9 protein-coding genes are annotated in these 11,996 nt (G+C 73.2%); 2 read left to right on the plus strand and 7 right to left on the minus strand.

Features of this window, described 5'->3' with window-relative positions:
* Positions 1-5: 5 nt before the first annotated feature.
* Positions 6-1,514, minus strand: a complete 1,509-nt coding sequence (locus G6R24_RS12615; RefSeq protein WP_163549444.1) for a helix-turn-helix domain-containing protein — start codon at positions 1,512-1,514, stop codon at positions 6-8.
* A gap of 284 nt (positions 1,515-1,798) precedes the next feature.
* Between G6R24_RS12615 and G6R24_RS12620 the strand changes: the two genes are divergently transcribed.
* Positions 1,799-3,637 (plus strand): DEAD/DEAH box helicase, encoded by a 1,839-nt coding sequence (locus G6R24_RS12620; RefSeq protein ID WP_163549445.1) that lies wholly within the window; start codon positions 1,799-1,801, stop codon positions 3,635-3,637.
* A 133-nt stretch (positions 3,638-3,770) separates the two neighbouring features.
* On the opposite strand, the gene G6R24_RS12625 is transcribed toward G6R24_RS12620, so the two are convergent.
* Positions 3,771-4,622, minus strand: a complete 852-nt coding sequence (locus G6R24_RS12625) for a peptidylprolyl isomerase (RefSeq protein WP_163549446.1) — start codon at positions 4,620-4,622, stop codon at positions 3,771-3,773.
* 321 nt (positions 4,623-4,943) lie between these two features.
* Here G6R24_RS12625 and serS point away from each other — a divergent pair, with 321 nt between their 5' ends.
* Positions 4,944-6,206, plus strand: coding sequence for a serine--tRNA ligase (gene serS / locus G6R24_RS12630; protein WP_163549447.1), 1,263 nt, complete (start codon positions 4,944-4,946; stop codon positions 6,204-6,206).
* Here the strand turns inward: serS and G6R24_RS12635 are convergent.
* The 5 genes from G6R24_RS12635 to crtI form a co-directional block, all read right to left on the minus strand.
* The gene (locus tag G6R24_RS12635) at positions 6,171-7,277 is read right to left on the minus strand and encodes a phytoene/squalene synthase family protein (protein ID WP_163549448.1); all 1,107 of its coding nucleotides are present in this window, start codon (positions 7,275-7,277) and stop codon (positions 6,171-6,173) included. The genes serS and G6R24_RS12635 overlap by 36 nt on opposite strands.
* A complete protein-coding gene (locus tag G6R24_RS12640) occupies positions 7,274-8,233 on the minus strand; it encodes a VWA domain-containing protein (RefSeq protein WP_163549449.1) in 960 nt (319 codons plus the stop codon). Before G6R24_RS12640 ends, G6R24_RS12635 begins: the two co-directional genes overlap by 4 nt.
* The gene (locus G6R24_RS12645) at positions 8,230-9,315 is read right to left on the minus strand and encodes a DUF58 domain-containing protein (RefSeq protein WP_163549450.1); all 1,086 of its coding nucleotides are present in this window, start codon (positions 9,313-9,315) and stop codon (positions 8,230-8,232) included. The genes G6R24_RS12640 and G6R24_RS12645 overlap by 4 nt, the downstream gene beginning before the upstream one ends.
* A complete protein-coding gene (locus G6R24_RS12650) occupies positions 9,312-10,442 on the minus strand; it encodes an AAA family ATPase (RefSeq protein WP_163549451.1) in 1,131 nt (376 codons plus the stop codon). The genes G6R24_RS12645 and G6R24_RS12650 overlap by 4 nt, the downstream gene beginning before the upstream one ends.
* Positions 10,443-10,540: 98 nt before the next feature.
* On the minus strand, positions 10,541-11,996 hold a 1,456-nt coding region (crtI, locus tag G6R24_RS12655), incomplete at its 5' end, for a phytoene desaturase family protein (RefSeq protein ID WP_163549452.1).

The raw sequence follows: 11,996 nt of genomic DNA on the forward strand, positions 1-11,996 counted from the left end.
TTAACCTACGGCCATTGGACCAGGGCCCGCAACTGGTCGTCGAGATCCCGCACGACCTGGGTGTGCTGCCAGGGGCGCAGGTGTTCGCGGGCGCGGCGGACGCGGGCTAGTCCCAGCGAGAAGTCGGTTTGCGCGACGATTGCGAGGGATTCGGCGGCGAAGTGGCAGGCCGCGTCGATCTCACGGCGCTGGATATGCACCTCGGCGATGTCGCTGAGAAGCAGGGAGCGCTTCTTGGTGGCCCCTGGTCCGGCCACTCGCAGTGCTTCGGTCGCCGCGGCGTAGGCGGCCGCGGGACGACGCAGCCTGGTGTATGTGGTGACTTTCAGGCCGTCGAGCCGGCCCCGGTCAAAGAAATGCGTCCAGACCCGGCTGCCGTCGCTCTCGCCGCGGTCGAAGGCATCCTGGGCGCGGTCGAGGGCGGTCAGTGCGGCCCGGCCCTCACCGCGGGCGGCCTGCTCCTCGGCCTCGCGTGCGGCCAGCCAGGCACGGGTCATCGCGGTACTGCCGGCCGCGGCCCGTCGCTGCGCCTCACCGAGCAGCGCGCAGGCCTGGTCGTGGCGGCCCTGGCTGGCGGTCTGATAGCTCTCGTAGCCCAGCACGCAGGCCCAGAGCCCGTGGTCCTCGGCGTCCCGGGCGGCCTCGATGGCGACCCGGTAGTAGGCCGTCGCCGCCGGCAGGTCGTTGCTGTCGAAGGCCAGCCAGCCCGCCAGTGCCGCGGTCTCGCCGGCCGTCGAGGTCAGCGAGCGGCGCAGGGGGGAACGGCCGGTGGACTCCAGCAGCTGGATGAGGCGCCCCAGATGCTCGGTGACGCGTGGCATCAGCGTCCGGGCGGGAACGCGCTCCTCCAGGCCGTACAGGCCCGCGGTGCGCTGGCCCAGCTCCTCGGCGAGCTCGGGGGTGACGCTGGCGCGTCGCCGCAGCGCCGCGGACAGCCGTTCCCAGGGGGGGCCGTCGGCGCCCGCGCCCAGCGGGACGACCGCCGCACCGCCGCCGGCGGCCAGTAGACGCAGCACGTCGCGGCGCTCCACCGGCGGGCCGTTGGGGTCGATCACACCGCCGGTGCCGTGCAGGGCCGCCACCGGACCCGCGGTGACGGTCGCCCCGCCGACCGTCACGCCCGCGACATCCGCTGGTCGGCCGGGTTCCGACCGACCAGCGCCGCCGATGGGGGCCAGTGCCTCGTCGTCGACGAATCCGAGTTCCACCGATGACCGACCGAACAGCGCGCGCAGCAACCGCTGATAGCGGAGACTGGGCTTTTTATCGCCCTTCTCCCACTTGCAGATCATGTTGCCGGTGACGCCGGCCTCGCGACCGTCGTGCACCATGGAGAAACGGCGGATCTCGGTCGCGAGCCGTTCCTGCGACCAGCCCCGCTCCTCCCGACTCAGCCGCAGCCGGGAGTTCGGTGTGCGTGGCGCCGGGCCGCGTCCGGATGGCGCGCCATCGTCGACGGAAGCACCGGTGGGGGAAGTCCGGGACGCCCCCGAGGGAGCGGTCGTGAGCTGCATCGGGGCCTCCGAAGTCAATCGGTTGACTCCTGGAGCTTAACCCTCAGTGAGATATGCCGGGCATGCCGTCCGTGGTCCTTCCGGGACCAGAAGCGGAAAAGGTGTGGTCCCTGTGGTCTGTGTCATTCGTGGACGGTGTGATTCGTGGACAGTCGGTGTGCCACTGCGGAGGGTGGCGCACCCTGTGGCGCGGACGGTGGCGCAGCCGGTGGCCGTCCGTCGCGGACCGTTGGGCCCCGGGCGTCGCCTTCGCCCGCACGGGTCCGGCCTTCTACAGTGTGGGGGTGAGAGCCGGACCCCTCGACCGCCGACCTCGACCGACCGGATCCGGCGCCCCTGCCCGTCCACTGCGGGCGTGGCAGCAGGCGGCTCTGGAGATCTACCGTGCGCGTTCGGTGTCGGGCGCGCGGGACTTCCTCGCGGTCGCGACGCCGGGCGCGGGCAAGACGACCTTCGCCCTGCAGATCGCCGCCGACCTGCTCGCCGCCGGCGAGATCAGCCGGATCACCGTGGTCGCACCCACCGAGCACCTCAAGCGGCAGTGGGCGGCGGCCGCATCCGAGGTCGGCATCGACCTGGACCCGGACTTCCGCAACGCGGCCGGCGCCACGTCCTCGGACTACACCGGCGTCGCCGTGACCTACGCGCAGGTCGCGGCCCATCCGGCCCTGCACCGGGCCCGCACCGGGGCGCGGCGCACCCTGGTCATCCTGGACGAGATCCATCACGCGGGCGACGCGTTGTCGTGGGGAGAGGCGGTGCGGGAGGCGTTCGCCCCGGCGACCCGCCGGCTCGCCCTGACCGGAACGCCCTTTCGCTCCGACGTCAACCCCATCCCGTTCGTCACCTACCTGCCCGGGACGGACGGCGTGCTGCGCAGCATCGCCGACTCCTCCTACGGGTACGCCGAGGCGCTGCGCGACGGGGTCGTCCGTCCGGTGCTGTTCCTGGCGTACTCGGGGGAGATGTCCTGGCGCACGAGCGCGGGGGCGGAGCTGTCGGCGCGCCTGGGCGAACCGTTGACCAGCGACCAGACCGCCGCCGCCTGGCGTACCGCGCTCGACCCCCGCGGCGACTGGATGCCGGCTGTGCTCGCCGCCGCCGACACCCGGCTCTCGCAGGTCCGGGGCGGTGGCATGCCGGACGCGGGTGGCCTGGTCATCGCCACCGATCATGCGACCGCCCGGGCCTACGCCGGGATGCTCGCCCGGCTCACCGGCTCGTCGCCGTCGGTCATCCTCTCCGACGACCCCACCGCGTCCTCGAAGATCGAGAACTTCCGGCGTTCCACCGACCGGTGGATGGTCGCCGTGCGGATGGTCAGCGAGGGCGTGGACGTGCCACGGCTGGCCGTCGGGGTCTACGCCACCTCGGCGTCCACCCCGCTGTTCTTCGCCCAGGCGGTCGGGCGGTTCGTGCGTGGACGCGGCCGGGGCGAGACCGCCTCGGTGTTCCTGCCCAGCGTGCCGTCCCTGCTGGGGCTCGCCGGCGAGATGGAGGTCCAGCGCGACCACGCGCTGGAGAAGTCCCCGCGCGACCCCGACGCCTTCGACGACGACGCGCTGCGTGAGGCCAACCGCCGCCGCGACGCCCCCGACCAGCCCGACACCCTGTTCACCGCGCTCGGCTCGTCCGCCCACCTGGACCGGGTCATCTTCGACGGCGGCGAGTTCGGCACCCCGGCCGCGATCGGCTCGGTCGAGGAGGAGGACTTCCTCGGCCTGCCCGGCCTGCTCGAACCCGACCAGGTAGCCACGCTGCTGCGGCAGCGGCAGGCGGCCCAGCAGGCCGCGGCGCGCAAGGAGGCGGCGAAGTCTCCCGGTCAGCCGCAGCCGGTGGTACCCACCGCCCGCACCGCGAGCACCGCCGGAGTCGCCGGTGCCGGTGCCAGCACCAGCGCGGGTACGGACGAGGACGGCGCCGCCCGGCCCAAGCACGAGATCATCGCCGAGCTGCGCCGCGAGCTCAACCGCCTCGTCGGCATGCACTTCCACCGCACCGGCAAACCGCACGGGATGATCCACGCGGAGCTGCGCCGCAGCTGCGGCGGGCCACCGAGCGGCCAGGCCACGGCCGCCCAGTTGCAGGCCCGCATCGACACCGTCCGGCGCTGGGCGAGCTGACCCGACCGACACCGACCCACGTCATCAACCGACCGCCGACCGCCGACCACTGACCGCCACCGCCGACCGGTGGACCGGATGCTGATCGCCGGTCGGCGGGGTGGGGCACGGCGGGGCTGGCGACGCGGTGGGGTCAGCCGCCCTGGGAGACGGTGATCGAGGTGATCTTGGCCTTGCTGGCTGGCGCGCCGTCGGAGCCGCCACCCTCGACCCCGGGCTTGGTGAGCTTGTCCAGCACGTCCAGACCCTGGGTGATCCTGCCGAAGACGGTGTAGCCACCGGCGAGCGCGGCCGCGCCCTGCGTCGTCGGGGTGGCGTAGTTGATGAAGAACTGGCTGCCGTTGCTGTCGGGTTGCGAGCTGTGGGCCATCGCGAGGACACCGCGGTCGTAGGTGACACCCTTGGTGTTCTCGTAGCCGTAGCCGTAGCCGGGGCTGCCGGCACCGGTGCCGGTCGGATCCCCGCACTGCAGGACGAAGATGCCGGCCTCGGTGCCGGCCGTCTCACGGTGGCAGGCGGTGTCGTCGAAGTACTTCGTGGCGGCGAGGGTGAGCAGCGCGTGCACGGTGCAGGGGGCCTTGTCGGCGTCCAGGGTCGCGGTCATCGTCCCGGCACTGGTGTTGATCACCATGGTGGCGGGGGAGGTGTCGACCTTGGCGGCGGCCTTGGGCAGCGTCGCGTTGCGGGCCGGGCTCTCGCCGTTGGACGTGTAGACGCAGTCCCCGACCTTGCTGGTCGGCGCGGCGGCCGCGGCGGAGGGGGTCGTCGCCGGGTTCGCCGTGGCGGTGGCGTTGTCGTCGTGGTCCTTGCCGGTGAGCAGGATGGCGGCGATCGCCGACGCGGCGACGACGACCACGATGAAGCCGGCCACGATGGCCAGCCGCTGCTGGCGGCGGCGCTGGGTTTGGCGGCGGCGCTCGGCCTGCCGGGTGGCCCGGGCCTCGGCGAGCTCGCGTTGGCGTCGATCCCTCGAACTGGTGGCCACCGTCGCCGGCCCTCCTCATGTATCGACTGACGGTTGTGGACGCCCTACGCCTGCCGGAGTCGGTCCGCACCAGGGGCGGTACGCACCGATGGGCACCGGGACGTGGGCACCGTCACCGTAACCGTTCCACACGGTAACTGTTGTTCCAGGTCGACCGTGGGGGGCGCTCCGACCCACGATGCCGCTTCCGGGATGCCCGGGCTGCCTGTGTGGGGGCTGTCCGTGGCTGGGGAAGGGGCGCAGGGGTGGCTGGTAGCGTGGCCGTGGGGGTGCGATGCGGCATCACCACGAGGCGTGATCATTCAGGGGTTGACGCGACGCATGCTCGACAAGCGATTCATCCGGGACAACCCGCAGGCCGTCCGGGACGCGGTCGCGGCCAAGGGCGTCGACCTGGATGTCGACGAACTGCTCCAGCTTGACCAGGAGAACCGCAAGCTGCAGTTCGAGGTCGACGAGGCGCAGGGGCAGCGACGCAGCCGCTCGAAGCAGTTCGCGAAGGCCGACGAGGCCCGCCGCGCGGAGCTGCGCGCCGAGCAGGAGGCGTTCGACCGACAGCTCAAGGACAACCGGGAACGCCTCGCCCGCACCGGTGCGCGGCTGGCCGAGCTGATGCTCGCCACACCGAACATCCCCTGGTCCGGCGCGCCGGTCGGGCCGGACGAGTCGGCCAACGTGGTGCTGCGCACCGTCGGCGCCCCGCCGAGCTTCGACTTCGACCCGCTGGATCACGTCGAGCTCGCCGAACGCCGGGGCTGGGCCGAGTTCGCCCGGGCCCGGCGGGTGGCCGGCGAGCGGGCCTACGCCCTCGTCGGCGATCTGGTGCTGCTTGAACGCGCGATCCACTCCTACGCGCTGGACCTGCTGCGCGGCAGGGAGTTCACCCCGATCTCGGTGCCGGCGCTGGTCCGTGAGGAGCCGCTGGTCGGCACCGGGATGCTGCCCAAGGGGCGCGAGGAGATCTACGAGATACCCGCCGACGACCTGTTCCTGGCCGGCACCGCCGAGGTCGCTCTCGTCGGGCTGCACGCCGGGGAGATCCTCGAGGCGGCCGCGCTGCCCGTGCGCTACGCCGGCATCTCCGCGTCCTTCCGCCGGGAGATCGGCAGCGCCAGCCGGGATGTGCGCGGCCTGCTGCGGGTGCACCAGTTCGAGAAGGTCGAACAGTTCGTGCTGTGCGCCGCGGACGAGGCCGAGTCGGCCCGCTGGCACGCGGAGCTGCTGGCCACCGCCGAGCGCATCCTCACCGACCTGGGGCTCAGCTACGAGGTGGTCGAGTGCGCCACCGGTGACATGGGCGTCGGCAAGTTCCGGATGAACGACATCAACACCTGGTTTCCCTCGCTTGGCCGCTACCGGGAGACGCACAGCTGCTCGACCCTGCACGACTGGCAGGCCCGGCGGGCGAACCTGCGCTACCGCGACGCCGACGGCACCATCCATTTCGCGCACACGCTGAACAACACCGCGGTCGCCACCCCGCGGCTGCTCGCGGCGCTGCTGGAGAACCACCAGACCGCCGACGCCGGCATCCGGGTGCCCGAGGTGCTACGCCCCTACCTGGGCGGACGCGAGCTGCTCTGAACCCGCGGGGCTGCGGCGGCGGGCCCGGTGGGCGCGGACGAGGGCGGGGCCGGCGACGGCGAGCCGGCGGCGCATCGCCACCGAGACCCGCTGGTCCAGCACCTGGTAGTCGGCGCGTTCCACCTCGTCCAGGATGGCGCGGTAGAGCACGAACGCGGTGCGCATGCAGTCGCGTGAGGTGGGGTGCAGCAGCCGGATACCGGGCTCGGCGCAGCGGAACAGCTCCCGGGCCCGGCTGATCTCGAAGGCGAGCAGCCGGCGCACCGGACCGTCCACCACGCCGGTGGCCAGGCGCTCCCGGGTGACGCCGAACAGCGCCAGTGACTCCGCTGGCAGGTAGACGCGACCGCGACGCAGGTCCTCACCGACATCGCGGATGAAGTTCGCCAGCTGGAAGGCGAGCCCCAGGTCACGCGCGTAGGGCAGGGCGCTGTCGTCGGACGGTTCGAGCAGGGGCACCATCTGCAGGCCGATGACCGCCGCCGAGCCGTACATGTAGCCGACGAGGTCGTCCCAGGTCGCGTACTCGGTGACGGTGAGATCCATCGCCATGGACGACAGGAACGCCGCGAAGTGGCCCGGGTCGAGGGCGAACCGGCGGATTGTGTCGATCGTCGCCGGCAGCACCGACACCTCGGCCCCCGGGCCACGGCCCGGCCGAGCCTGGCGCCAGCCCGGGCCGTCCGGGCCGTCCGGGTCATCCCGGGAGCTCGGGTCATCCGGGCCATCCGAGTCGTCGGGGGCGTGGCGGTCGTCGGGGTCGCGGCCGAGGGCGGCGTCGACATGCTGGGGGGTCACACCGGTACGCAGGGCGGCCAGGAACCGTTCGCCCCAGGCGCGTAGCGCGACGGCCCGTTCGGCGTTGCCGAGCTGGGCGTCGAGGTCGTCGACGAGGTCGTCGGCGTGCCGGGCGAAGCCGTACAGGGCGTGGACGTGCGGGCGTTTCCACGCCGGCAGCAGCAGCGTCGCCAGGTAGTAGGTGCGTCCGTGCGCGGCGTGCAGCGCCCGGGCCCGGGCGTAGGACGCCCGCAGCCGCGGATCGGTGATGCCGGCGGCGGCTACGGCGTTCACGGCAGCCGGGAGGTGAAGGCGAGCGAGGTGGCCGCGGCGGCGAAACCGAGAGCCACCGACAGGCCGAGGAACCAGGTGGTGACCTCCCGGTACTCGGTGCGGTAACCGATGGAGCTGCCCAGGTTGCGGTAGACCGAGCGCAGCTCGTCGCCGGTGGCGGCGCGATGGTAGGAACCATCGGTCTCGTTGGCGATGTCGTGCAGGGCCTGCTCGTTGACGGGGACGGGAACCTCCTGGCCCCCGACGTCCAGGGTGCCGCCGGGGGTGCCGTAGGCGATGGTGTCGACGGGGACGTGGGCCGCCCGGGCGGCCTCGATGGCCTGGGAGTTCGGCCGGCCCCGGGTGGTCTCACCGTCGGAGAGCAGCACGATCGCGGCGGGCGGTGGGTTCTGGCCGCCGGCGGACAGGCGCTGGCTCGCGGTGGTGATGCCCTGCAGGGACGCGAACACGCCTTCGCCGATCGCGGTGGCCGGGCCGAGCTGCAGCCCTCGGATGCCGGCGCGCACCGACTCGCGGTCGGTGGAGGCCGGCACCAGCACGGTGGCGCTGCCGGCGAAGGACACCAGGCCCAGGTTGATCCGCGGGGGCAGCTGGTCGACGAACGCCACGGCGCCCTGCTTGGCCGCCTCCAGCCGGGTGGGGGCGATGTCGGTGGCGGCCATCGAGTTCGACACGTCGATCGCCAGCATGATCGTCGCGCGTTCGCGTGGGACGCGTTCGGCGCGGGCCGGGCGGGCCAGCGCGAACACCAGCCCGGCCAGGGTGAGCAGGAGCAGCGCGGCGGGTACGTGCCGGCGCCACCAGGCCGGTCGGCGGGGCAGCACCGAGGCGAGCACGGTGGTCGAGGACAGCCGGGCGGCGTAGACGCGCCGGCGCAGCGACAGCACGACGTAGGCCGCCAGCAGCGCCGCGACCAGCAGGTTGAGCCACAGCCAGTGGCCGGCGAGGAAGTTCACCAGCGCCTCACCGCCGCTGCCCCCGCGGGCGCGGGGGTGAGCGGGGCCGGGGCCGTGGCCGGGGCGAACAGGGCCCGCCCGGCCGTGCCCGCCCGCCCGACCCGCCCACCGGCCGGTGCGGCCGCGACGGTCGCGGCCAGTGGTGGCCGGCGACCGGCGCCGCGCCCGCGCCGGTTGGCCGCGGCGAACCGGGCGATGTCGACCAGCCAGTCGGAGTCGGTGCGCAGCACCAGATGGTCGGCGCCGGCCCGGCGCAGGGCGAGTGCCACCTCACGCCGGTGCGCCGCGGCCGCCTGGGCGTACCGGGCGCGCAGCCGCCGCGACGAGGTCGGCACCTCCAGCAGGGCGCCGGTCTCGGCGTCGACGACGGGCAGCAGACCGACGGCGGGCAGTTCCAGTTCGAGCGGGTCGAGCACCTCGATGGCGAGCACCTGGTGGCGGGCGGCCAACGCCCGCAGCGGACGTTCCCAGCTCAGGTCGGTGGACTGGAAGTCGGTGATGACCACCGCCAGACCCCGCCGACGCGGCGGACGCATCAGACCCGCGAGGGCGACGGACAGGTCGGTGGCCGCGGTCGGCTCGGGGCGGCGCAGCGGCCGGTCGTGGGCGGTGCGGGGGGTGGTGAGCAGGTTGCGCAGCAGCGCGCGCAGACCGGCACGGCCAGGGCGGGCCGGGTAGGCCCTCGTCCCGCCGCCGGTGAGGGCGACGGCGCCCATCCGGTTACCGGTGCGGGCAGTGAGGAAACCGACGGCGGCGGTCGCGGCGATCGTCAGGTCACGCTTGTCCAGCTCGCCGCTGCCGAACTCGGAGCTGGCGGTCAGGTCGACCAGCGCCCAGGTCTCGAGCTCGCGGTCGGCGATGAGATCGTGCACATGCGGGACGGTGGTGCGGGCGGTGACCGCCCAGTCCATCCGGCGCACGTCGTCACCGACGGTGTACTCGCGGCTTTCCGCCTTCTCGCTGCCGTGGCCGGGCAGCAGGCCGAGATGGTCGCCGAGCAGCATGCCGTCGAGGCGGCGCAGCACGGTGAGTTCGAGGCGGCGCAGCGTCCGCTCGATGACCGGATCGGTGCCGGCCGTCATCCGCGCGGGCCCTGCTCGAGGTACTCGGGGAAACCCGACCGTGGGTTGGCGCCCCAGCCACCGGTGTGCGGGCCGGTGTACGGGCCGCCGGGCCCGCCGGTGGCATAGGGGGCCTGCTGGCGCGGCGCGACCTGCGGCGGGACGATCGAGGAGACGATGCGCGCGGCGATCGCGTCGGCGGAGAGCCCCTCGGCGAGCGCCTCGTAGGACAGCACCAGCCGGTGCGGCAGCACATCCAGGGCGACGGCGATGACATCGTCGGGGACCACGTAGTCGCGGCCGCGCAGCAGGCCGAGGGCCCGAGCGGCGGCGATCAGGCCCAGCGACGCCCGCGGCGAGGCGCCGTAGGCGAGCTGGCCGCGCAGCTCCGGCAGCCCCGCCTGCTCCGGCGCGCGGGTGGCGAGCACGAGGCTCACCGCGAACTCGACGATCGCGTGGTGGACGAACACGTTATCCGCCCGTTCCTGCAGGCGCAGCAGCTTCGCCGGGTCGAGCACCGGCTCGGGCACGGGGGGACGCACCCCCATCCGCCGCACGATCTCCAGCTCCTCGGCCGGGCTCGGGTAGGGCACGGTGACCTTCATCAGGAACCGGTCGCGCTGGGCCTCGGGCAGCGGGTAGACGCCCTCGGACTCGATCGGGTTCTGGGTGGCCAGCACCAGGAACGGCCGTGGCAGCGGATGGGTGACTCCGCCCAGGGAGACCTGCTTCTCCGACATGATCTCCAGCAGCGCCGACTGCACCTTCGCCGGCGCCCGGTTGATCTCGTCGGCCAGCACGAAGTTCGCGAACACCGGCCCGAGTTCCACGTCGAACGACTCGCTCGTGGACTTGTAGATGCGTGCGCCGACGATGTCGGACGGAACCAGGTCGTTGGTGAACTGGATGCGGACGAACGAACCGCCCACCACCGTCGCCAGGGTCTGCACGGCCAGGGTCTTGGCGACCCCCGGCACCCCCTCGAGCAGGCAGTGCCCCCGCGCGAGCAGCGCGACGAGCATCCGCTCGACCATCCGGTCCTGCCCGACGATGACCTTCTTGATCTCGAACAGGGCGCGTTCGAGCAACGCCGCGTCTGTCGTGGTGTCCGGTGCCGCGAGGCCGGCCGGGCTGCGCCCTTGGTCCATGCCGGTATTCTCCCAGCCGCCGGGCGAAATGGGGGACCAACCGAGTCGGCACGGCGAGGTTCCAAGGGACTTCTAACCCCCTGTTCAGGAACTATCGCTCAGCGCAGGGCTCGGGAGCGGTAGTCGCGGCGCGGTCCGAGTACGCGCTCGGCGGCGAGCCGTCCGGAGACGAGCACCATCGGCACGCCGACGCCCGGGCGGGTGCCGCTGCCGGTGAACACCACGTTCGCCAGCCCCGGCGCCAGGTTGCCCGGGCGGAACGGGCCGGTCTGCCCCAGCGTGTGGGCGGCGGCGAACGGCGCTCCCGCCGCCATCCCGCGGGCCCGCCAGTCCGCCGGCGTCGTCGTGGCCGCCACCTCGATGGCCGCGCCGAAACCTGGATAGCCGCGCCGTTCACAGGTGGCGATGACCTCGTCGCGATAGCGCGGGCCGAGCACCGACCAGTCCAGACCGGCGGTGAGGTTCGGGGTGGGAAACAGCACGTAGTAGGAGTGCCCACCGGCCGGAGCCAGCGTCGGATCGCTGCGCGAGGGCGTGCTGACCAGGAAGGACGGGTCGCTCATCAGCTCGCCGCGGTCGATGATCTCCGCGAAGGTGCGTCGCCAGGCCTGACCGAAGTGGATGGTGTGATGGGCGGTGTGCGGGTAGTCCACCCGGGCCCCGGCGTGCAGCAGAAAGCAGGACGGGGAGTAGCGCAGTCGCCGCAGCCGCCGTGGCGCCGTCCCCGGCGGCAGCAGGTCGGCGTAGGCGATCGGCAGGTCGGGGTTGAGCACGACCACATCGGCGGGCACCCGTTCACCCGCCGCGGTGTGCACGGCCACCGCCCGTCCGCCGTGCACCTCCACCCGGGTCACGGTCGTGTCATAACGCAGGGTCACGCCGTGTTTGGCGGCCGCGCCGGCCAGCGCCTCGGGCACGGCGTGCATCCCGCCGGTCGGGTGGTACACCCCGGCGACACAGTCCATGTACGAGATGACCGCGTAGAGCGCCAGCGCGTCGTGCGGGGCGAGACCCGCGTACATCGCCTGGAAGGAGAACAGCCGCCGGGTCCGCTCGTCGCGCAGATGACGGTCGACGACCGGGGCGAGCCGGCGGAACCCGCCGAGCGCGGCGAGCCGGGCCAGCGCCGGACGCATCAGCGTCAGCGGCGAGTCGACCTGAGCGTCGATGAAGTGCGCGAACTGGACCCGGAACATGTCCGTCACCAGCGTGACGAACCGTTCGAAGCCCGCCGCCTCCGCCGGCCCGCACAGCGCACGGATCTGCGCGGCGGTGTCGGCCGGGTCGGCCCGCACGTCCAGCGACGAACCATCGGCGAAGAACGCCCGGTACATCGGGTCGAGCCGGGTGAGGGTCAGCCAGTCCTCGAGGTTCTCCCCGACGCAGTCCAGCGCGTCCGCGAGCAGCTCCGGCATCGTCAGCACGGTCGGCCCGGTGTCGAACTGGTAGTCACCCAGGGCGAGCCGGCCCGCGCGCCCACCGGGGCCCGCCTCCCGTTCGAGCACGGTGACCCGCCGTCCGGCCCCGGCCAGGCGCAGCGCCGCCGACAGCCCG

The sequence above is a fragment of the Candidatus Frankia nodulisporulans genome (assembly GCF_902806475.1).
GTDB lineage: Bacteria > Actinomycetota > Actinomycetes > Frankiales > Frankiaceae > Frankia > Frankia umida.